At 70.7% G+C, this 19,792-nt stretch carries 21 protein-coding genes; 16 read left to right on the top strand and 5 right to left on the bottom strand.

The window, feature by feature from the left end; genetic code table 11:
* The first annotated feature begins 92 nt into the window (after positions 1-92).
* From ACN6O8_RS07135 to ACN6O8_RS07115, 5 genes are all read left to right on the top strand, one after another.
* A complete protein-coding gene (locus tag ACN6O8_RS07135) occupies positions 93-812 on the top strand; it encodes a DNA-binding response regulator (RefSeq protein ID WP_427990367.1) in 720 nt (239 codons plus the stop codon).
* Positions 813-892: 80 nt separating this feature from the next.
* A complete protein-coding gene (locus tag ACN6O8_RS07130) occupies positions 893-1,375 on the top strand; it encodes a YbaK/prolyl-tRNA synthetase associated domain-containing protein (protein ID WP_427990366.1) in 483 nt (160 codons plus the stop codon).
* An 18-nt stretch (positions 1,376-1,393) separates the two neighbouring features.
* The gene (locus ACN6O8_RS07125; RefSeq protein ID WP_427990365.1) at positions 1,394-3,376 is read left to right on the top strand and encodes an FUSC family protein; all 1,983 of its coding nucleotides are present in this window, start codon (positions 1,394-1,396) and stop codon (positions 3,374-3,376) included.
* 3 nt (positions 3,377-3,379) lie between these two features.
* Positions 3,380-4,174 carry an NRDE family protein gene (locus ACN6O8_RS07120; RefSeq protein WP_427990364.1) on the top strand — a complete coding sequence of 265 codons (795 nt, stop codon included), beginning with the start codon at positions 3,380-3,382 and terminating at the stop codon, positions 4,172-4,174.
* 97 nt (positions 4,175-4,271) lie between these two features.
* Positions 4,272-4,706, top strand: a complete 435-nt coding sequence (locus ACN6O8_RS07115) for a carboxypeptidase-like regulatory domain-containing protein (protein ID WP_427990363.1) — start codon at positions 4,272-4,274, stop codon at positions 4,704-4,706.
* A gap of 74 nt (positions 4,707-4,780) precedes the next feature.
* On the opposite strand, the gene ACN6O8_RS07110 is transcribed toward ACN6O8_RS07115, so the two are convergent.
* Positions 4,781-5,155, bottom strand: a complete 375-nt coding sequence (locus ACN6O8_RS07110; protein WP_427990362.1) for an MAPEG family protein — start codon at positions 5,153-5,155, stop codon at positions 4,781-4,783.
* A 240-nt stretch (positions 5,156-5,395) separates the two neighbouring features.
* Between ACN6O8_RS07110 and ACN6O8_RS07105 the strand changes: the two genes are divergently transcribed.
* Positions 5,396-6,247 (top strand): lysostaphin resistance A-like protein, encoded by an 852-nt coding sequence (locus tag ACN6O8_RS07105; protein WP_427990361.1) that lies wholly within the window; start codon positions 5,396-5,398, stop codon positions 6,245-6,247.
* 49 nt (positions 6,248-6,296) lie between these two features.
* Here ACN6O8_RS07105 and ACN6O8_RS07100 read toward each other — a convergent pair whose 3' ends face one another.
* The 3 genes from ACN6O8_RS07100 to arfB all read right to left on the bottom strand — a co-directional run bounded on the left by ACN6O8_RS07100 (position 6,297) and on the right by arfB (position 8,338).
* Positions 6,297-7,355 (bottom strand): alkene reductase, encoded by a 1,059-nt coding sequence (locus ACN6O8_RS07100; protein WP_427990360.1) that lies wholly within the window; start codon positions 7,353-7,355, stop codon positions 6,297-6,299.
* A 47-nt stretch (positions 7,356-7,402) separates the two neighbouring features.
* The gene (locus ACN6O8_RS07095; protein ID WP_427990359.1) at positions 7,403-7,744 is read right to left on the bottom strand and encodes an ArsR/SmtB family transcription factor; all 342 of its coding nucleotides are present in this window, start codon (positions 7,742-7,744) and stop codon (positions 7,403-7,405) included.
* Positions 7,745-7,921: 177 nt separating this feature from the next.
* Entirely contained in the window at positions 7,922-8,338 is a 417-nt protein-coding gene (gene arfB / locus ACN6O8_RS07090) for an alternative ribosome rescue aminoacyl-tRNA hydrolase ArfB (RefSeq protein WP_427990358.1), read from the bottom strand.
* Between the two features lie 244 nt (positions 8,339-8,582).
* On the opposite strand from arfB, the gene queE reads away from it, so the two are divergent.
* The 7 genes from queE (at position 8,583) to ACN6O8_RS07055 (ending at position 15,008) form a co-directional block, all read left to right on the top strand.
* Positions 8,583-9,215, top strand: coding sequence for a 7-carboxy-7-deazaguanine synthase (gene queE / locus ACN6O8_RS07085; protein WP_427990357.1), 633 nt, complete (start codon positions 8,583-8,585; stop codon positions 9,213-9,215).
* Positions 9,212-9,655, top strand: coding sequence for a 6-carboxytetrahydropterin synthase QueD (gene queD / locus ACN6O8_RS07080; protein ID WP_427990356.1), 444 nt, complete (start codon positions 9,212-9,214; stop codon positions 9,653-9,655). The genes queE and queD overlap by 4 nt, the downstream gene beginning before the upstream one ends.
* Positions 9,656-9,880: 225 nt before the next feature.
* A complete protein-coding gene (locus ACN6O8_RS07075) occupies positions 9,881-10,354 on the top strand; it encodes a MarR family winged helix-turn-helix transcriptional regulator (protein WP_427990355.1) in 474 nt (157 codons plus the stop codon).
* The gene (locus ACN6O8_RS07070) at positions 10,351-12,399 is read left to right on the top strand and encodes an FUSC family protein (protein ID WP_427990354.1); all 2,049 of its coding nucleotides are present in this window, start codon (positions 10,351-10,353) and stop codon (positions 12,397-12,399) included. The genes ACN6O8_RS07075 and ACN6O8_RS07070 overlap by 4 nt, the downstream gene beginning before the upstream one ends.
* The gene (locus tag ACN6O8_RS07065; protein WP_020927916.1) at positions 12,396-12,608 is read left to right on the top strand and encodes a DUF1656 domain-containing protein; all 213 of its coding nucleotides are present in this window, start codon (positions 12,396-12,398) and stop codon (positions 12,606-12,608) included. The genes ACN6O8_RS07070 and ACN6O8_RS07065 overlap by 4 nt, the downstream gene beginning before the upstream one ends.
* Before the next feature lie 2 nt (positions 12,609-12,610).
* Entirely contained in the window at positions 12,611-13,531 is a 921-nt protein-coding gene (locus ACN6O8_RS07060; protein ID WP_427990353.1) for an efflux RND transporter periplasmic adaptor subunit, read from the top strand.
* Between the two features lie 55 nt (positions 13,532-13,586).
* The gene (locus tag ACN6O8_RS07055; RefSeq protein WP_427990352.1) at positions 13,587-15,008 is read left to right on the top strand and encodes an efflux transporter outer membrane subunit; all 1,422 of its coding nucleotides are present in this window, start codon (positions 13,587-13,589) and stop codon (positions 15,006-15,008) included.
* Positions 15,009-15,080: 72 nt separating this feature from the next.
* Here the strand turns inward: ACN6O8_RS07055 and ypfH are convergent, their stop codons facing one another.
* On the bottom strand, positions 15,081-15,800 hold the full coding sequence (gene ypfH, locus ACN6O8_RS07050) for an esterase (RefSeq protein WP_427990351.1): 720 nt from the start codon (positions 15,798-15,800) through the stop codon (positions 15,081-15,083).
* A gap of 160 nt (positions 15,801-15,960) precedes the next feature.
* On the opposite strand from ypfH, the gene ACN6O8_RS07045 reads away from it, so the two are divergent.
* From ACN6O8_RS07045 to ACN6O8_RS07035, 3 genes are all read left to right on the top strand, one after another.
* Entirely contained in the window at positions 15,961-17,502 is a 1,542-nt protein-coding gene (locus ACN6O8_RS07045; protein WP_427990350.1) for an amino acid permease, read from the top strand.
* Positions 17,503-17,694: 192 nt separating this feature from the next.
* Entirely contained in the window at positions 17,695-18,393 is a 699-nt protein-coding gene (gene imuA, locus ACN6O8_RS07040; protein ID WP_054447474.1) for a translesion DNA synthesis-associated protein ImuA, read from the top strand.
* Complete coding sequence (locus tag ACN6O8_RS07035; RefSeq protein WP_427990349.1) at positions 18,323-19,792, top strand: DNA polymerase Y family protein; 1,470 nt, start codon at positions 18,323-18,325, stop codon at positions 19,790-19,792. Before imuA ends, ACN6O8_RS07035 begins: the two co-directional genes overlap by 71 nt.

The following is a 19,792-nucleotide window of genomic DNA, read 5'->3' as shown; positions in this document are numbered from 1 at the left end:
GGTCAGAAAATGGCGTTGTGCGGCGTTTAGGAATCCGTTGTATCCGATGCATCATGCATGCGCTGAAGCTGCACTGATCTCGACAACGATTCATGAATGACCTACTAGACCTGATCGTCTTCTCGCCCGACTCCCGCCAACGCGCGCACCGTAGCGACGCGCTGGCCGGAATGGGTTTCTCGCCCCGTGGTTGCGAAGACTCCAACGGTCTGTTCCGGCTGTTCCAGGCGCGGCGCACGCCGCTGCTGGTGATGGAGGCCGAACTGACCGACCTGTGCATGGCCGTCGCCGGCCTGCGCGCCATGGACACCACCGCCGGCATCGTCGCGGTCTCCACCTTCGATTCCCCCGAAAACCGCATCCTCGGCCTGCACTGCGGCGCCGACGCCTGCTTCCCGCCCGAGGTCGCCACCGCCGAGATCGCCGCCGCGCTGCAAGCCCTGGTGCGCCGTGTGCCCGTGAACGGCCGGCGGGCGGCCGATGCCGACCCCCGCGCCAGCGCCGCCGCGCCGGCCGAGGCCAACGGCAAATGGCAGTTCCAGGACGCCGCCTGGACCCTGGTCAGCCCGCGCGGCACGCGCCTGGCCCTGACGCAGGCCGAGCGCGATTTCCTGCTCAAGCTGACCGCCAGCCCCGACAAGCGCATGCCGCGCGGCGACGTGCCGTCCAGCGATCCGCAAGCCAGCCGCGATTCGCTGCGGCGCACCGATGTGGTGGTCAGCCGGCTGCGGCGCAAGGCGCAGGAAACCAATATGGAACTGCCGATCCGCACCGTCTGGGGCTGGGGCTACGCCTTTACCGGCGACATCTAGCGCGACGCGGCCGGCGTATCATGCGGCATGGCCCGCCGGATCCCCGGCGCCGGCCCCGCCACAACCCACTGCCTCCCGCCATGGAAGTCTACGACCGCCTGCAGGCTCTGCTGACCGAACACCAGGCCCGCTACCGCCTCATTTCCCACCCCGCCGCCGGCCGCTCGGTGGAAGTCGCCGCCGTGCGCGGCACCGCCGTCAGCCAGGGCGCCAAGGCGCTGGTCTGCCGCGTCAAGATCTCATCCAACCAGCGCAAGAACGTGCTGGCGGTGTTTCCCGCCGACCAGCAGGCCGACCTCGAAGCCATCGCCCGTGCCGCCGGCGGCAAGAAGGCTTCGCTGGCCTCGCAGGACCTGGCGCGCGAACTGACCGGCTGCGAAATCGGCGCGATCCCGCCCTTCAGCTTCAATCCCGACCTGCATCTGCTGGTGGATCCCACCCTGCGCCAGCGGCACGATGAAATCGTGTTCAACGCCGGGCGGCTGGACGCCTCCATCCTGATGGCCACCGCCGATTACTTCCGCCTGGCCGCGCCGCAGGAAGCGCCGCTGATCAAAGGCTAGCCGCCAACGAGGCCCCCTGTGCCGGACACGCCCGCCGCGCCCCGCGCCCGCACCTCCAACATGCGCTGGCTCATGAGCCTGGCGCACATGGAGCCAGCGCCCGTCAGCCGCTGGGCAGCGCTGCGCGCCGCGCTGGCCATCGGCCTGCCGACCGCCGCCGGCCTGGCGCTGGGCCAGAGCGCGGCGGCCGCGCTGGTGGCGCTCGGCGCCCTGCCCGCCATCACGGGCGACAACGGCGGCCCCTACCGCAACCGCGCGCTGTCGATCGGCAGCACCGTGTTCGGCGGCGCGCTGGGCTACTTCCTGGGCACGCTGCTGTCCGGCCACGGCCTGCTCAGCGCCGCCGGCATGACACTGCTGGTGCTGGCCGCCAGCCTGATCGGCACCTTCAACAACATCGCCGCCGTGGCCACGCTGCAATTCGCCACTTACGTGATCGTCGGCGCCAGCCTGACGTCGCCCTTGCCGCCCTGGCTGCCGCCGGTGCTGGTGGGCGCGGGCGGCCTGTTCGGCCTGGCGCTGACCCTGCTGGGCTGGGTGGTCAACCCGATCGCGCCCGAACGGGCCGCGGTGGCGCTGGCCTATCGCAAGCTGGCGGCCATGTTCGCCGCCATCGGCACCTCGCGCATCATGGCGGCGCGGCGCGACATGGAGGCCGCCATGGCCGGCGCCTACGAGACGGTGCTGGCGGCCCGCCGCCGCGCCGCCGGCCCCTCGCCGCGGCTGGCGCGGCTGGCCGCGCAGTTGCAGGCCTGCACGCCGCTGTCGGACGCCGCGCTGGCGCTGGCGCGGGCCGGCCGGGTGCTGCCGCCGGGTTGCGCGCGGGCCCTGAACCGGCTGGCCGACCACGTCGAGAACGCCACGCCGCTGGCGCCCGCCGACGACATCGCCGCCTTGCGCGCGGCCGGCGTGCCGGCACTGGCCGACGCGCTGGAGCAGACACGGCCGCTGCTCGAAGGCAGCGGCCCGGCGCAGCCCGACGCCTTCCCGGCCCTGCCGCCGGCCCGCCCGCGCACGCCCTGGCGGGTGCTGGCGCGCACCTACCGGCCCGGTCCGGCCGCGCTGCGCTACCTGGTGCGGCTGGGCCTGTGCCTGATCGTGGCCGAAGCCATGGCGCGCACGTTGGCATTGCCGCGTTCTTACTGGGTGCCGCTGATCGTGGTGGTGGTGTTCAAGCCCAACTTCGGCTCGGTTTTCGCCCGCGCGCTGCAAAGCTGTGCCGGCAGCCTGGTGGGCGTGGCGATCAGCGCCACCGTGCTGGCGCTGGATCGCAGCGGCGTCGTCAGCGTGCTCACCGTGACCGCCCTGGCGGCCTTGCTGCCCTGGTCGATCCGCCGCAACTACGGCCTGTTCTCGGCGATCCTGCTGCCCATCCTGATGCTGCTGATCGGCGCGCTGCAACCGGGCAGTTGGCCGATCGCGCTGGCGCGGCTGGAAGACGTGGCGGTGGCCGCGGCCATCGTGCTGGCAGTGGGCTACCTGCCCTGGATGCGGATCGAACGCCATAACCTGGATCAGGCCGTCGCCACCGCCATCGACACCCTGGCCGCCTATCTCAATACCGTGTTCCAGGCCGATCCGGCGGCTCGCCACGACCTGCGCGCCCAGGCCTACGCGCGCCTGTCCGACCTGCGCATCGCCTTGCAACGCGGCCTGTCCGAACCGCGCCTGGTAAGCCGCCGCGCGCTGGCCTGGTGGCCGGTCGAAGTGGCCCTGGAACGCGTGGCCAACGCGGTGTCCGACTGCGCCGGGTCGCTGCCGGCGGACCGGCCGCCCGCCACACCCGCCACGGCGGCCCGGCTGGCCGACGCGCTGCACGCGTTGGCCCGGGCCGTGACGCAGGGCGAGGCGGTCAGCGCCACCCCGGTGGCCACGGACACGCCCGCGCTGCGCGAAGCCGCCAGCGCGATCGAAGCCTTGCGCGCGACACTGGCCGGCCCCGGCTTTGCCGCCGAACCCGGCCGCGCCCGCCCGCCTTCCGCCCAAACCCAACCGGACTGAATCATGTGCCTTGCCGTTCTCGCCCTGCATACCGTGCCGGGCATTCCCGTCCTGATCGCCGCCAACCGCGACGAATTCCACGCCCGGCCGACGCTCCCGGCGGCGCAGTGGATCGACGCCGCCCACGTGTACGGCGGACGCGATGCCCTGGCCGGCGGCACCTGGATGGGCGCGACCACTGGCGGCCGCTATGCGCTGGTCACCAACTTCCGCGAGCCCGGCCGCGTGCTCGCTGGCGCGCCCTCGCGCGGCGCCTTGGTCGAGGACTTCCTGCGCGGCCGCGCGGCGCCGGCCGACTACCTCGCCGCCGTCCACGCCACGGGCCAGGCCTACAACGGCTTCAACCTGATCGTCGGCGACGCCCGCGGCGCCTGGTACGCCAGCAATCGCGATGGCGTACCCCGCCCGCTGGCCGCCGGTGTCTACGCCCTGTCAAACCATTTGCTGGACACGCCCTGGCCCAAGCTGGCGCGCACCAAGGCCGCCTTCGAGCAGGTGCTGGCCCACGCTCCCCAACCCGACCTGCCGGCCCTGTTCTCGGCCCTGGCCGACCGCAGCCCCGCCGACGACGCCGACCTGCCCGCCACCGGCCTGGCGCCGGATCGGGAAAAGCTATTGAGCAGCCCATTCATCGTCAGTCCGAACTATGGCACCCGCAGCGCCACCGTGCTGGCGCTACGCGCTGACGGCACCGGCCAACTGGTCGAAAAACGCTTCGCCCCCGACGGCGGCGTGACCGGCGAAAGCGCCCTGGCGTTCGCCTGGCGCGATCGCGGCGCGGGCGATACGCCGGCATAGTCCGCGTGGCGGTCGGCGGGCGGCCGGCCGCGAACTTGCCTCGGCGTAGCCGGTCGAACCCCGTGTTATTGCTCGTCATCCCTTCAAGGAGAATTGCATGAACAAGCGCATCGAACGTTGCACCATGGCCGCCGCCATGGCCTTGGGCACCCTGGCCTTCGCCGGTGTCCTGTCCACCGCCCAGGCCGGCCTGCCGCCCGTGCAGCAGCAAGGCAGCGTGCAGTATGTCAGCGGCGGTATCGGCCTGGACGAATCCGAGGCCATGAAGGCCGCCGCCAAGGACTATCCGCTGGCGCTGACCTTCGCCGCCCAGCGCGACGGCAAGGCCGACTACGTCGCCAACGTCACTGTCACCATCAATGACGGCCAGGGCAAGCAGGTGCTGCACGCCGAATCCGGCGGCCCCTACATGCTGGTCAAGCTGCCGGCCGGCCACTACAAGGTTTCCGCCACCTACGACGGCAAGGCGCAGCAGCGCGACGTGAACGTGCAGAACAGCGGCACCGCGCGCGCCGTGTTCGAATGGAAGTGAATTCGAAGTAGCCGCCCGGCGGCCGGGCGAGGCGCGCGGGGCGCCTCGATCGGTGCCGCAAGCGTCCGCCGGGCCTACACGCCCGAGAACAGGATGGCGATGATGAAGCCCACGCTGATCGCCCAGACCAGCGAACGCAGCGCGCCCCAACCGGCCAGATACATCGCCAGATAGCCCAGGCGCACGCCCAGCCAGCACGCCATCAGGGTGGCCACGTGCGCCGGCGGCGCCTGGTTGTACAGCGCGAACAGCACCGCCCCATAGAAGAACGGCAAGGCCTCGAAAGTGTTGGCCTGGGCCGCGTTGGCGCGGGCCCGCCAACCTTCCTGGCGCGCCAGCCAGGCGCGCGGATCGTTATTGTCGAACTGCCGGCCACCGGCCTTGGCCACGAGCGTGCACACGAACGGCAGGATCGCCGCCGCCAACATCAACCACGCGATCATTTTCATTGTTGCTCCTTGCGCGGGCGCGCCGCTTGCCCGCCACCGGGCGGAAGGCGCCACCGCTGCGGCATGGTCGCCCGAAAGCGCCGAAATGAAAAGCCACCCGTGGCAAACGGCAAATGCGTGGCGGCCGCCGGCAAACGGCCAATGCGCTGTCCCACGCTTACACTTGCGGGTTTGGGCGTCGCGGACCGGCCGCAACCGATGCGCCGGTCACGCGCCGCCCGCGGTCTCGCAGGAACATACATGCCCCTCGCCTCCCCCGGATCCCTGATGTTTCTGGCCGCCGCCCTGTTGTGGCCGCCGGCCACCCGCCGCTGGGCGTTACTGCCCTTGGCGATGGCCTACGGCTGGGCCTGGACGCAAGGCGGCATCGAGCCTGCGGCGCTGGCCTGGCCCGCCTTGCTGGTGCTGGCCGCGGTGCTGGCGCGCCCCGCCCTGGCGCCGGCCGCGCGCGGCGCGGGGCACACGCTGTTCCTGATCCTGGCGGTGCTGCTGTTCCTGCATTGGCTGCCCGGTTTCCACAATACCCTGGTGATCCCGCGCGCCGCGCTCACGCCCGACGCCGTGCCGTTCGCCATGTACCTGAACCTGGACAAGCCGCTGGTGGCGTTCTGGGTGGTGCTGATGGCCGCGCCGGCCATGGCCGGCGCCAGCGCGCGCGCCACGCTCATGGCGGCGCTGGCCGCCTGCGCGGGCGCGATCGTGGTCTGCCTGGGAGGGGGACTGGCCTTGGGCGTGGTGGGATGGGCGCCCAAATGGCCTGACTCGGGCTGGCTCTGGCTGCTCAACAATGCCTTGCTGGTGACGCTGGCCGAGGAAGCCCTGTTCCGCGGCTACGTGCAGGAACGGCTGGCGCGCTGCTGGCGCGACCGCGCCTGGGGCGCCACCGCCGCGCTGCTGATCGCGGCGGTGCTGTTCGGGCTGGCGCACTACGCCGGCGGCTGGCAATGGATGCTGCTGGCCGGCGTTGCCGGCGTGGCGTACGGCCTGGCCTACCGCCATGGCGGCCTGGCGGCGGCCGTGCTGGCCCACCTGGGCCTGAACGCGGCGCACTACGCGTTGTTCACCTACCCGATGCGCGCCGCGCTGCAGTGATGCGTCAACGCCGTGGCCGCGCCGTGGCGGCCGGCCGCGGCGTCAGGCCTCAGGCCACCGCCAGCGCCGGATAGTCGGTGTAGCCGGCCGCGCCCGAGGCGTAGAAGGTGGACGTATCCGGCGTGTTCAAGGGCGCGTTCAGGGCAAAGCGCCGCACCAGGTCCGGATTGGCGATGTACGGCACGCCGAACGCCACCGCGTCGGCGCGGCCCGCCGCGATCGCGGCCTCGGCCGATTCGCGCGTGAAGCCTTCGTTGGCGATATACACGCCGCCAAACGATTCCTTGAGCTGCGGATCCAGGCTGTCGGCGCCCTCGTGCTCACGCGCGCACAGGAAAGCCAACCCGCGCCGGCGCGCCGCCCGCGCCACATAATTGAAGGTCGTGGCCGGATCCGAATCGCCCATTGTGTGCGCGTCGCCCCGCGGCGACAGATGCAGGCCGACCCGCCCCCCGCCCCAGACGCCGACGCAGGCGTCCACCACCTCCAGCATCAGGCGCGCGCGCGCTTCGAGCGAGCCACCGTAGCCATCGGTGCGATGGTTGGTGCTGTCCTGCAGGAACTGGTCCAGCAGATAGCCGTTGGCGCCGTGCACTTCGACGCCGTCGAAGCCGGCCTCCTGCGCCAACTGCGCGGCACGGCGATAGGCCTCGACGATGCCCGGGATCTCATCGGTCTCGAGCGCGCGCGGCACCACATAGGCGCGCTTGGGCCGCACATGGCTGACGTGGCCGCCCGCCGCGATCGCGCTCGGCGCCACCGGCAGTTCGCCGTTCAGGAAGATCGGATCGGAAATCCGGCCCACGTGCCACAACTGCGCGAAGATGCGGCCGCCGGCCTCATGCACCGCCGTCGTCACCTTGCGCCAGCCCTTGACCTGTTCCTGCGACCACAGCCCCGGCGTATTCGCATAGCCCACGCCCTGCGGCGTCACCGAGGTGGCTTCGGTCAGGATCAGCCCGGCAGTCGCGCGCTGCACGTAATACTCGACCATCAGGTCGCTCGGCACACGGCCCTCGGCGGCGCGCTGGCGCGTCAACGGGGCCATGATGATGCGGTTGGGCAGGGTCAACTCCCCCACTTGCAAGGGTTCGAACAGCAGGCTCATACAAAAGTCCTCGTGCCCGGCGGGCAGGCTTGGGTAGCGGCGGCAGGCTACATGTCTTGGTTCAATTGCCGCAGGAACGCGGCAATCACGGGTTCATTGCGACGAAAGAACACCCACTGCCCCACCTTGGTGGCCGAAATCAGCCCCGCGCGCTGCAACACCGCCAGGTGCGAAGACACAGTGGACTGCGACAGCCCGCAACGCCCGTCGATATGGCCCGCGCACACCCCGTGTTCGAAGGTGTGCCCCGGCCGCTCCTCGAAGTGCGCCTGCGGCGTCTTCAACCACCCCAGGATCTCGCGGCGCACGGGATTGGCCAACGCCTTGATGATGGCGTCGACATCGATCTGCGTGGTGGCCTCGACGGCGGTGGAAGCAGTGGTCGTCATATTGAAATATCGCAATTTATCGAATTTTATATCGAGACATCCCGATATATCGTTATACCCCTGCCGGCCGAGGGGCCTTCCCGGAAATTCGCGCTCCGTCCCCCAGGTCCCGCTCCAGCAAGTCGGCCGCCCACGGCAGGTCACCCCCACCCGCCAGCAGCCCGCCCAGCGCGACCGTCACTCCCCCTGCACCCGCCCCCGCAGCCGCTTGACCTCGCCATGCAGCACCTTGCGCTGCACCCGCCGCCGCTGCGACGCCCGCGTCGGCTTGGTCGCGCGCCGCGGCTTGTCCACCTTCGCCGCCGCCCGCACCATCGCCACCAGCCGCTCGATCGCCTCCGCCCGGTTCTTGTCCTGGCTGCGGAACGACTGCGACTTGATGACGATCACCCCGTCCTTGGAGATGCGATGGTCGCTCATCGCGCACAACGCCTCCTTGATCTCGGGCGGCAACGACGACGCCCGCACATCGAACCGCAGATGCACCGCGCTCGACACCTTATTGACGTTCTGCCCGCCCGCGCCCTGCGCCCGGATCATCGAGAACTCAATCTCGCGCTCGTCGATATAGAGAGAATCTTGAACATGAAACATAGCGCGAGAGTATATAAGCCTCACGCCACATGCGCGCCAGCGGACACCGCCCCCACGACCGATTCGCGCATGCCTTGAAAGGCCGCGCCCAGGGCGACCTACGACGCTCCCTGCCCCGGCCTCCGAATTCCCCAAAGAGCGAAAAAGCCCACGACATCAAGGACATCCCAGACCCAGGCTGCCAAGACCGACTAAAATAATGCGCTTTTGCCCCTCCCCGGCGCGCGACCAAGCGCCTCCCCCCATGACCTACACCGCCAAAGAAATCTTCAAAACCCTGCAAGGCGAAGGCGCCCACGCAGGCCGCGCGGCGGTCTTCTGCCGGTTCGCGGGCTGTAATCTCTGGACCGGCCGCGAAAGCGACCGGGCCAGCGCCGCCTGCACCTTCTGCGACACCGACTTCATCGGCACCGACGGCGACGGCGGCGGCAAATTCGCCACCCCCGAGCTGCTCGCCGACGCCATCGAAGCCGCCTGGGGCCCCGACAGCGCCAACCGCTACATCGTCTTCACTGGCGGCGAACCCCTGCTGCAACTGGACGAAGCGTTGCTGGCCGCCGTCCACGCCCGCGGCTTCACCGTCGCCATCGAAACCAACGGCACCGTCCAGCCGCCCCCCGGCATCGACTGGATCTGCGTCAGCCCCAAAGGCACCGCCCCCGTCGTCATCGAACGCGGCAACGAACTCAAGCTGGTCTACCCCCAGCCCAACGCCCTGCCCCCGCGCTTCGAACACCTGGACTTCCAACACTTCTTCCTGCAACCCATGGACGGCCCCGCCCGCCTGGCCAACACCGAACAGGCCGTTCAATACTGCATGCAGCACCCGCAATGGCGCCTGAGCCTGCAGACCCATAAATACATAGGCATTCCATGATTTCCGTGACCCGCAGGCTTGAATTCGACGCCGGCCACCGCATCCCCGACCACCGCAGCCAGTGCCGCAACCTGCACGGCCACCGCTACGTGCTCGAAATCACCCTGACCGGCGACATCGTCCAGGCCCCCGGCGAATCCGACAACGGCATGCTGATGGACTTCGCCGACATCAAGCGCATCGCCAAGACGCATATCGTCGACGTCTGGGACCATGCCTTCCTGGTGTTCGAGGGCGACACCGCCGTGCGCGGCTTCCTGGACTCGATGCCCGGCCACAAGACGGTGGTGCTGGACCGCATCCCCACCGCCGAGAACCTGGCCGCCATCATCTTCGAGATCCTGGCGCCGCACTATCACGGCCACTACGGCGCCGACCTGCGCCTGACCCGCGTGCGCCTGTACGAAACGCCCAATTGCTGGGCCGACTGCAACGGCTGACCCCCAGGGTACGCGGCGGCGCATCCGCGGCCCGCCGCGCGCAACGCCCGCGCCCGCCACGGCGGCCCCCCGGGGCCTGGCGCCCCCCCCAAGCCCATGCTTGCGGCCGCCCGCCTTTCCATTCACGCAAAGCCCGCCCCCGATTGTCCCAATTGAAAAAATCAATGGAGATCTTCGCCATTTTCAATTAATAGTAAGCTAATAGATAGGATACAATCGATTTCCATGAAAACCCCCACCGACTCCCAACTCATGGCCACCACCGCCAACCTGATGGTGCTGTCGCGCGCCTATCGTGGCGCGGCCGACAAGGCCCTGGCCGACTACGGCCTGTCGCAAGCCACCGCCTGGCCCGTGATCCTGGCCGGCCGGCTCGGTGACGGCGTGCGCCAGGGCGCGCTGGCCGAGGCGCTGGGGGTCGAAGGCCCGTCCCTGGTGCGGGTGCTCGACCAACTGGTCGCCGCCGGCCTGATGGAGCGGCGCGAAGACCCGCACGACCGTCGCGCCAAAACCCTGCACCTGACCGACGCCGGCCACGCCCTGCGCAAGCAGGTCGAGGACGTGCTGGTGGAACTGCGCCGGCGCCTGTTCGACGGCGTCAGCGACACCGACCTGCAAGCCTGTCTGCGCGTGTTCGAAACACTCAAGGCGGCGCTGGGCCGCAGCGCCGCCGGCGCGCAAGGGGACCCGCGCCCATGACCCTGCCCAACGTCCGCGAGACGATCTTTTCCCTCAAGAGTTACCTGAGCGCCATCATGGCGCTCTATCTTTCGTACAGCATCGGCCTGCCGCGCCCGTTCTGGGCCATGACCACCGCCTACATCGTGGCCCAGCCCTGGTCCGGCGCGGTGCGCTCCAAGGCGCTGTACCGCCTGATCGGCACCTTCTGCGGCTCGGCCATGACCGTCTACATGGTGCCGCGCCTGTCCAATTCGCCGGTCGTCATGACCGCCGCCATGGTGGCCTGGGTCGGCTTCTGCCTGTACCTGTCGGTGCTGGACCGCACCCCGCGCTCGTACCTGTTCATGCTGGCCGGCTACACCGCCGCCATGATCGGCTTTCCCAGCGTCAGCGACCCCTCGCAAGTGTTCGACACCGCGCTGGCGCGGGTCGAGGAAATCAGCCTGGGCATCGTCTGCGCCACGCTCATCCACAGCGTCGTGCTGCCGCGCGGCCTGGCGCCCGCCCTGACGCTGCAACTGGACAAGGCGGTGCGCGACGCCAAGCTCTGGATCCACGACACCTTGAGCGGCCAGACCGCCGAACAGAAAGACCGCGACCGCCGCGTGCTGGCCAACGACATCACCCAGCTGCGCCTGCTGTCGACCCATGTGCCGTTCGACACCGGCAACCTGCGCTGGACCGCCGGCGCCGTGCGCGCCATGCAGGACCAGATCGCCGCGCTCACCCCGGCCGTGTCGGCGGTCGAGGATCGCATGCGCGCACTCCAGGCCGATGGCCGGGCGCTGCCCGCACCCGTCTCGCAGGTGCTGGCCGACATCTCCGAATGGATCAACGCCGGCGCCAAGGCCACCCACGAAGCCGCCGTGCAATTGCGCGCCGCCGTGGCGCGCCTGACGCCCGCCATCGACAGCCATTCGAGCTGGCGCGACGCGCTGCTGGCCAGCCTGATGACCCGCCTGCGCGAACTGATCGACACCTATGACGAATGCCTGGCGCTGCGCCGCGAGATCCGCGCCGGACTGGCCGGCGCTCCGCTGCGGCCATCGCGCGGCGGCGCCAGCCGGCCCAGCCACGTGCTGCACCGCGACCGCGGCATGGCGCTGCTGTCGGCCGCCGCCGCCGGCGTCGCCATCTCGGCCTGCTGCGCCTTCTGGATCGGCACGGCCTGGAGCAATGGCGCCACCGCCGCCCTGATGGCCGCCATCTTCAGTTGCTTCTTCGCCTCGCAGGACAACCCCGTGCCGGGCATCATGCAGTTCCTGACCTACACGGTCTATTCGATCCCGCTGTCGGCGCTGTACCTGCTGGGCATCATGCCGGCGATCCATTCGTTCGAGATGCTGGCGCTGGCGATGCTGCCGACCGCCTTCGTGCTCGGCATCTTCATCGCGCGGCCCGCCTCCACCGGCAAGGCCATGGCGGTGCTGTTCGGCTTCCTGGGCACCATGGCGTTGCAGGACACCCATGCCGCCGATCTGGTCTCGTTCATCGACACGCAGGTGGCGCAATGCCTGGGCGTGGCCACCGCCGCCATCATCGCCGCCATCTTCCGCACCGTCAGCGCCGACTGGAGCGCGCGCCGCATCCAGGCCGCCAACTGGAACGAACTGGCGACGCTGGCCAGCTCGCCGCGCGCCCCGGCCCGCCACACCTATGCCGCCCGCATGCTCGACCGCATCGGCCTGCTGCAACCGCGCCTGGCGCTGGCCAAGCGGCCCGACGACCTGGTCGCCGCCGACGCGCTCAAAGACCTGCGCGTGGGCCGCGACATCGCCGAACTGCAACGCGCACGCCGCCACCTGCCGATGGCCGACGCCAGCATCGCGCCAGTGCTCGACAGCCTGGCGCAGTTTTTCCGCGCCCGCTCGGCCTGGCGCGGCGGCGACAAGACGCCACAACTGCTGGCGCAGATCGACCGCGCCCTGGCCAGCGTCAGCGCCACGCCCGGCACCGTGGCCGCGCGCGACCGCGCGGTGGTGGCCCTGGTGGGCCTGCGCCGCGCCTTCTTCCCCGAGGCGGCCGATTACCAACCGGCCCATCCGACACTGGAGACCCCATGATCGGCGAATTCAACCTCTACGGCATCTATTTCCCCTGGCTGCTGGTGCTGGGCGTGGTCACCCTGGGCGTGGCCTGGGCCGTGCGCCGCGTGCTGGCGCGCGCCGGGCTGTATCGCCTGGTGTGGCACCCGGCGCTGTTCGACCTGGCGCTGTTCATCGTGCTGCTGTACGGCGTCTCCCTGATTTCCCCTTATTTTCTGCAGAGATAGGTATGAAGCTTCCCAATGCCCTGCGCCCCGCCGCCCTTGGCAAATTCGCGCTGACCGCCGCCGTGGTCGCGGCCGCCGTCTACGCCGGCTGGCAGTTGTGGGTGCACTATGAAGTCGAACCCTGGACCCGCGACGGCCGCGTCAAGGCCTACGTGGTGCAGGTGGCGCCGGACGTGTCCGGGCTGGTCACGGCCGTGCCGGTGCACGACAACCAGGACGTGAAGGCCGGCGACGTGCTGTTCGAGATCGACCGCGCCCGCTTCCAACTGGCCTACGACCAGGCCGAAGCGTCGGTGCGCTCGCAACAGGTGGCGCGTGAGCAGGCGTTGCGCGACGCCAAGCGCAACCGTTCGCTGGGCCAGCTGGTGGCCGCCGAGGCGCTGGAACAGAGCCAGACCCGGCTGCAACAGGCCGAGGCCGCGCTGGCCCAGGCCCAGGTGCAACTGAACACCGCGCGCCTGAACCTGGAACGCAGCCGCGTGCTGGCCGTGACCGACGGCCGCGTCACCAACCTCGACCTGCGCGCCGGCTCGTACGCCAGCGCCGGCCGCGGCGTGATGGCGCTGGTCGACGCCAGTTCGTTCTACGTCGAAGGCTATTTCGAGGAAACCAAGCTGCCCGGCATCCACGAAGGCGACCCCGTCACCGTGACGCTGATGGGCGACAACCGCCAGATCCGCGGCCACGTCGAAAGCATTGCGCTGGGCATCGCCGACCGCGACCGCAGCACCGGCGCCAATCTGCTGCCCAACGTCAACCCGACCTTCAACTGGGTGCGCCTGGCGCAACGCATCCCGGTGCGCGTGAAGATCGACCAGGTGCCCGCCGGCGTGCGCCTGGTGGCCGGCCAGACCGCCACCGTCGCCGTCGGCAGCGCCGCCGCGCCGGCGCAAACGGACACCGGCGCGCGCCAGCCGACCTGAGCGCGGCCCTTGCCGTCCCCCGCAACCTCCCAGACAACGCCAAGCCGTAACCGCCATGAACACCAGATTCTTCCTGCCGCTGATGCTGTCCGCCGCGCTGGCCGGATGCGCTGCCGTGGGCCCTGACTACCAGGTGCCCGCCGGCGCGGCCGCCACCCGGCCCGACGCGCAGGCGCCGTTCGCCGAGGCGCGGGAAGGCGTGTTCCAGCGCGACCAGGTGCCGGGCCGCTGGTGGCGCCTGTACAACGACCCTGTGCTCGACGCCCTGGTGGAAAAGGCCCTGGCGGCCAACACCGACCTGCGCGTGGCCAGCGCCAACCTCGAACGGGCCCAGGCCGCCGTGCGCGAAACCCAGGCCCAGCAACAGCCCAGCCTGGGCGTGAACGCCTCGCCCACCTTCGGCCATGTGTCCGGCATCCAGGAACTGGCGCCGGGGATCGACCCGCCCAACCGCTGGTCGTACTCGGCCGGCGCCAGCATGTCGTACCAGGTGGATCTGTTCGGGCAGATCCGGCGCGCCGTGGAAGCGGCCGGCGCCGACGCGCAGGCGGCGCAGGCCGCCTATGACGCCACCCGCGTCACCGTGGCGGCCGAAACCGCGCGCGCCTACGCCAACCTGTGCTCGGCCGGCATGCAACTGGCCTCGGCCGAACACTCGGTCAAGGTGCAGCAGGAATCGCTGGACGCCGTGAGCCGGTTGCAACGCGCCGGCCGCGGCACCGCGCTGGACGTGACCCGCGCGCGCAGCCAGTTGGAGCAATTGCGCGCCAGCCTGCCGCCGTTCCAGGCGCAGCAGCGCACCGCGCTGTACCGGCTGGCGGCGCTGACCGGCCAGCCCCCGCGCGAGATTCCCACCACGCTGCTGCAATGCGCCGCCGCGCCGCAGTTGCGCGAAACGATTCCGGTCGGCGACGGCGCCGCGCTGCTGCGCCGCCGGCCCGACATCCGCCAGGCCGAACGCGCGCTGGCCGCCGCCACCGCGCGCATCGGCGTGGCCACGGCCGACCTCTATCCGAAGATCACGCTGGGCCTGTCGGGCGCCTCGGGCGGCCCGGCCGCCATGTTCGGCGACCGCGGCACCTTCAGCTGGAGCGTCGGTCCGCTGATCTCCTGGACCCTGCCCAACACCGGCGCGGTGCAGGCACGCATCGCCGAGGCCGAGGCCAACACCAAGGCCGCCGTGGCGCGCTTTGACGCCTCGGTGCTGAACGCGCTGCGCGAAACCGAAAGCGCGCTGGTGGTGTATGCGCGCCAGCTCGACCGCCAGGCCGCGCTGCGGGCCGCGCGCGACCAGGCGGCCCAGGCCGCCGCGCAGGCGCGCCAACTGTTCCAGTACGGCAAGACCGACTACCTGACGGTGCTGGACGCCGAACGCACCCTGGCCAGCAATGAAAGCGCGCTGGCCGCCGGCCAGGCCGAACTGAGCAACGACCAGATCGCCGTGTTCCTGGCGCTGGGCGGCGGCTGGGAGCAGTAAGACTCGCGGGCGCCCGGCCGAGGCGCGTCGGCCAGCCCGGAGGGGCTCGGCAAATACCGGCGCCGCGCGCCGTCAATGCACCGTGGTGCCGTCGGGCGGCGACTGGTTCAGACCCAGCGCCGCTTCCCAACTGCGCAACGGCACGCAGGTCTGCAGGCGCACGATGGCGCGCTGGATCAGGGCCGGGTGCAATTCGTGGCCGACGTGCGTGGCCACGTCGATGGTGGAATCGCCGTGCAGTTCGTCCAGCCGCGCCTGCGCCGCCTGAATCAGCGCCACCGGCATGACCGGATCGTCGGCGCCATGCAGCAGATGCAGCGTGGTGTACTGCGGCGCGGCCTTGGGCAACTGCGCATAGCGGCCCGCAAACGCGATCACGCGGCCGGCCATGCCGTCGTGCGCCTGCACCAGTTCCAGCGCCATGATGGCGCCCTGCGAGAAACCGGCCAGCGCGGTGTCGGACTGCAACAGGCCAAAGCGGGCCTGGGCCGCCTTCACGTAAGCCTCCAGCGGCGGCAACGCCTGGGCCACGCGCTCGGGCCGGTTGTCGTCGGAAACGCCGCGCACCGAGAACCACTGGCGCCCGGCGCCGCCGCCGTCGAAGGGTTCGAAGCCCTCGGGGATCAGCACCGCCGCGGCCGGAAACGCGGCGCGCACCGCCTCGGCCAGCGGCACCAGGTTGTCGGGCGAGCCGCCGACGCCGTGCAGCAGGATGAACAATTGGCGCACGTCGGTGCCCGGGTTGGGCAGGAATTCGATCGCGCGGGAAGATGCGGGGGAAGAAGTGGCCATGCTACGGCTCCGGACAGGCACTGGGTGGCCCATTGTAAAATGCCGGTCACACGCAATCCTAGGCAAGGCGCCCACCGGGCTGGCTACTGCCCCCGGTGTCCACCAGGCGCTGACGGGCGATCGTGGCCGGCGCAGCGTTTTGCATCAACCTGTGCATTCCATGAAAACACCGACGACAGATTCGGGAACCCCGCCGGCCGGCAAGAACCAGTTGCATCGCGTGCTCAAGGCGCGCCACCTGACCATGATCGCCCTGGGCGGGGCCATCGGCACCGGCCTGTTCATCGCCTCGGGCGCGGCCATCGCCCAGGCCGGCCCGGGCGGCGCGCTCACGGTCTACCTGCTGATCGGCCTGATGGTCTATTTCATCATGACCAGCCTGGGCGAACTGGCCACCTTCATGCCCGTCTCGGGCTCCTTCTGCACCTACGCCTCGCGCTACGTGGACGGCGGCTTCGGCTTCGCGCTGGGTTGGAACTTCTGGCTCAGCTGGGCCACGGTGGTGGCGGTGGACGTGGTGGCCGCCCAACTGGTAATGGCGTACTGGTTCCCCGATACCCCCGGCTGGATCTGGAGCGTCGCCTTCCTGGCGCTGACCTTCGGCCTGAACGCCTTCTCGGCGCGCAGCTTCGGCGAGGCCGAATACTGGTTCGCCATCATCAAGGTGGTGGCGGTGCTGTGCTTCATCGTGCTGGGCCTGGCCATGCTGGTCGGCATCATCCACAGCGACGCGCCGGTCGGCCTGCGCAACTGGCGCGTGGGCGAGGCGCCGTTCGTGGGCAATGTCGCCACCTGGGTCGGGGTGGCGATGGTGGTGGCCTATTCGTTCCAGGGCACCGAACTGGTGGGCGTGGCCGCCGGCGAATCCGAGAACCCGCGCCGCAACGTGCCGCGCGCCATCAACCACGTGTTCTGGCGCATCCTGCTGTTCTACGTGCTGGCGATCCTGATCATCGGCCTGCTGATTCCCTATACCGACCCGCAACTGCTGCGCAACGAGGTCGAAGACATCGCCGTCAGCCCGTTCACGCTAGTGTTCCAGCACGCCGGGCTGCTGTCGGCGGCCACCATCATGAACGCGGTGATCCTGACCTCGGTGCTGTCGGCCGGCAACTCGGGCATGTACGCCGCCACGCGGATGCTGTTCAACATGGCGGTCGAGGGCCAGGCGCCCAAGCTGTTCAAGCGCCTGACGCGCGGCGGCGTGCCGCTGTACGCGCTGCTGGCCACCACCGCGCTGGCCTGCCTGTGCATGTTCAGCGTGGTCTACAGCCCCAAGGCGGTCTACATCTGGCTGCTGAATTTCGCCGGCATGACCGAGTTCATCGTGTGGCTGAGCATCGCGGTCAGCCACTACCGCTTCCGCCAGGGCTACGTGAAGCACGGCTACGACACCGCCGACCTGCCCTACAAGGCCGGCCTGTTCCCGTTCGGCCCGCTGCTGGCCTTCGTGCTGTGCCTGCTGGTCACGCTGGGCCAGAACTACCAGGCCTTCCTGGACGAGCGCATCGACTGGATCGGCGTGATCTCGACCTACCTGGCGATCCCGCTGTTCCTGGCGTTCTGGATCGGCCACCGGCTGGTGAAGAAGTCGCGCTGGATCCGCTACGAGGACATGCGGTTCTACGGCTTCGAGGCCGACCGCGCGGCCGGCGTCGGCCAGGACGCGCCGGCCGCCGCCAGCGCCGCAGCGCGCCCCTGACGCGGCACCGGGCCACCCCCTGCGGCGGCCCGGCCTTCCGGCGCGGGATCCCTCTCCACGGCAGTGCAATCCCGGGATACATCCTGACCCTTTCGGGTCGGGTAAAATACTGTATATTCATACAGCATTCATTGATTTCCCAGGGCGGCCCGACTGCCCTCCACCCCAGGAGAACCGGGTCGTCCAGCCGCCATGCCGTCCCCAGAACAGATCCATCCCGCGTTGTGGCGCGCCACCCAGTTGGCGCGCGGCGCCGCCCGCAGCCTGCCCACCGGCCATGCCGCCCTGTCGGCCGAGTTGCCGGACGGCGGCTGGCCGCTGGGTTCGCTGATCGAGCTGCTGGCGCCGCAACCCGGCATCGGCGAAATCCGCCTGCTGCGCCCGGCGCTGGCGCAACTGGAAACGCGCCGCGCCATCGCCCTGGTGCAGCCGCCGCACGCGCCGCACATTGCCAGTTGGATGAGCTGGCGGCTCGACCCGCGCCAATTGCTTTGGGTCGCCCCCGAAAAACCGCTGGACGCCCTGTGGGCCGCCGAGCAGATCCTGAAAAACGGTAGCTGCGGCGCCCTGCTCTGCTGGCTGCCCCACGTGCGCCCCGAATCGCTGCGCCGGCTGCACCTGGCGGCCCAGGCCAGCGACCTGCTGTTCGTCGCCCTGCGCCCGGCCAGCGCGGCCCAGCACGCCACCCCCGCCCCGTTGCGCCTGGCGCTCGCGCCCGCGCCGGGCGGGCTATCCGTCCATATCCTCAAGCGCCGCGGACCGGTCTGCGAGGCCCCGCTGTACGTGGGCCTGGAGCCCGGCGTCCTCGCGCCCACCCGCCATGCGCCTCTGGATCGCCGCCTGCCTGCGCTGCCTGCCGCTGGACGCCCTGCGCCCGCACTGGCCGCATGAGGCCCAGGCCTACGCGGTCCTCGACCAGGAACGCGTCGCCGCCCTCACGCCCGCCGCGCGCCAGGCCGGCGTGCGGCCGGGCATGCGCCGTGGCGGCGCGGCCGCCATCGCCCCCGAGGTCGAACTGCTGACGCGAGACCCGTCGGCCGAGGCCGACGCCCTGCAAGGCGCGGCGCTGGCGCTGCTGCAATACACCCCCGAGGTCGCGCTGGCGGGCGAGGACACCGTGCTGCTCAGCGTCGGCGCCAGCCTGCTGTTCTTTGGCGGCCCGCGCGCGCTACACCGGCGCGTGGCCGCCACCCTGGCCGCGCTGGACCTGCGCGTGTCATTGGGCATGGCGCCCACCGCTGCCGGCGCCTGGCTGCTGGCGCATCGCGGCGGCCGCCGCGCGCCGCGCCGGGTGCTCACCGCGCGCACGCTGGCGCGCCGGCTCGACGCCCTGCCCGTGGCCCTGCTGCCGCAGGCTCAACCTCGCCTGGACTGGCTCAACGACATCGGCTGTCACACGCTGGCCGACCTGCGCGCCCTGCCCCGCGCCGGCCTGCAACGGCGCAGCGCGCCCGAGCTGCTGCAGGCGCTGGACGCCGCTTATGGCCAGGCGCCCGAACTGCATCGCTGGATCGAGCCGCCGCCACGTTTCGAGCGCCGCATCGAGCTGATGGAATACCTCGAACACACCGACGCGGTGCTGGCCGTGGCGCGGCGCCTGGCCGAACAACTGGGCGGCTGGCTGACGGCGCGGCAACTGGCGGTGCGGCGCGTGCTGCTGCGCCTGGACCACGAGCGCGGCCGCCATGCGCGCCCGCCCACCGAACTGGAACTGGCGCTGGCCCAGCCCGTCTGGCAGGCGCCGCAGATCCTCAACCTGCTGCGCGAGAAGCTCGGCCGCCTCACCCTGGACGCGCCGGTGATCGCGGTGACGCTGCTGGCGCCCGACACCACCGAACAGCCCGCCGCCAGCACCACCCTGTTTCCCGAACCCGGCGGCACCGCCGCCGACCACGCCCGGCTGCTGGACCTGCTGACCGCGCGGCTGGGCCGCGACCAGGTGCGCCACGCCTGTCCCATCCCCGACCACCGGCCCGAGGCCGCCAACGCCTGGGGCGACGCGCTCGATACGCCGCCGCGCCCCGCGCCGCTGCCCGAACCGCTGGACCGTCCCTTCTGGCTGCTGGACCCGCCGCTGCCGCTGAAGCTGGCCGGCCACCGGCCGCAATACGCCGGCCAGGCGCTGCGGCTGATGCGCGGCCCCGAACGCATCGAAAGCGGCTGGTGGGATCCCGCCCTGACCGTGCGCGACTACTTCGTCGCCGAGGACGCCGCCAGCGCGCGCTACTGGATCTACCGCGAACGCGACGACGAGCACGCGCGCTGGTACCTGCACGGGCTATACGCCTGA

This window comes from Achromobacter sp. (assembly GCF_050285565.1).
In the GTDB taxonomy this organism is placed as follows: domain Bacteria; phylum Pseudomonadota; class Gammaproteobacteria; order Burkholderiales; family Burkholderiaceae_B; genus Achromobacter.
Note: the sequence above shows the minus strand (reverse complement) of the source record. Positions and strands in the feature narration are given on the sequence as shown.

Coding starts and splice junctions, on each gene's coding strand:
- ACN6O8_RS07135 (WP_427990367.1), top strand. CDS start 93: ATGAATGACCTACTAGACCTGATCGTCTTCTCGCCCGACTCCCGCCAA.
- ACN6O8_RS07130 (WP_427990366.1), top strand. CDS start 893: ATGGAAGTCTACGACCGCCTGCAGGCTCTGCTGACCGAACACCAGGCC.
- ACN6O8_RS07120 (WP_427990364.1), top strand. CDS start 3,380: ATGTGCCTTGCCGTTCTCGCCCTGCATACCGTGCCGGGCATTCCCGTC.
- ACN6O8_RS07115 (WP_427990363.1), top strand. CDS start 4,272: ATGAACAAGCGCATCGAACGTTGCACCATGGCCGCCGCCATGGCCTTG.
- ACN6O8_RS07110 (WP_427990362.1), bottom strand. CDS start 5,155: ATGAAAATGATCGCGTGGTTGATGTTGGCGGCGGCGATCCTGCCGTTC.
- ACN6O8_RS07105 (WP_427990361.1), top strand. CDS start 5,396: ATGCCCCTCGCCTCCCCCGGATCCCTGATGTTTCTGGCCGCCGCCCTG.
- ACN6O8_RS07100 (WP_427990360.1), bottom strand. CDS start 7,355: ATGAGCCTGCTGTTCGAACCCTTGCAAGTGGGGGAGTTGACCCTGCCC.
- ACN6O8_RS07095 (WP_427990359.1), bottom strand. CDS start 7,744: ATGACGACCACTGCTTCCACCGCCGTCGAGGCCACCACGCAGATCGAT.
- arfB (WP_427990358.1), bottom strand. CDS start 8,338: ATGTTTCATGTTCAAGATTCTCTCTATATCGACGAGCGCGAGATTGAG.
- queE (WP_427990357.1), top strand. CDS start 8,583: ATGACCTACACCGCCAAAGAAATCTTCAAAACCCTGCAAGGCGAAGGC.
- queD (WP_427990356.1), top strand. CDS start 9,212: ATGATTTCCGTGACCCGCAGGCTTGAATTCGACGCCGGCCACCGCATC.
- ACN6O8_RS07075 (WP_427990355.1), top strand. CDS start 9,881: ATGAAAACCCCCACCGACTCCCAACTCATGGCCACCACCGCCAACCTG.
- ACN6O8_RS07070 (WP_427990354.1), top strand. CDS start 10,351: ATGACCCTGCCCAACGTCCGCGAGACGATCTTTTCCCTCAAGAGTTAC.
- ACN6O8_RS07065 (WP_020927916.1), top strand. CDS start 12,396: ATGATCGGCGAATTCAACCTCTACGGCATCTATTTCCCCTGGCTGCTG.
- ACN6O8_RS07060 (WP_427990353.1), top strand. CDS start 12,611: ATGAAGCTTCCCAATGCCCTGCGCCCCGCCGCCCTTGGCAAATTCGCG.
- ACN6O8_RS07055 (WP_427990352.1), top strand. CDS start 13,587: ATGAACACCAGATTCTTCCTGCCGCTGATGCTGTCCGCCGCGCTGGCC.
- ypfH (WP_427990351.1), bottom strand. CDS start 15,800: ATGGCCACTTCTTCCCCCGCATCTTCCCGCGCGATCGAATTCCTGCCC.
- ACN6O8_RS07045 (WP_427990350.1), top strand. CDS start 15,961: ATGAAAACACCGACGACAGATTCGGGAACCCCGCCGGCCGGCAAGAAC.
- imuA (WP_054447474.1), top strand. CDS start 17,695: ATGCCGTCCCCAGAACAGATCCATCCCGCGTTGTGGCGCGCCACCCAG.
- ACN6O8_RS07035 (WP_427990349.1), top strand. CDS start 18,323: ATGCGCCTCTGGATCGCCGCCTGCCTGCGCTGCCTGCCGCTGGACGCC.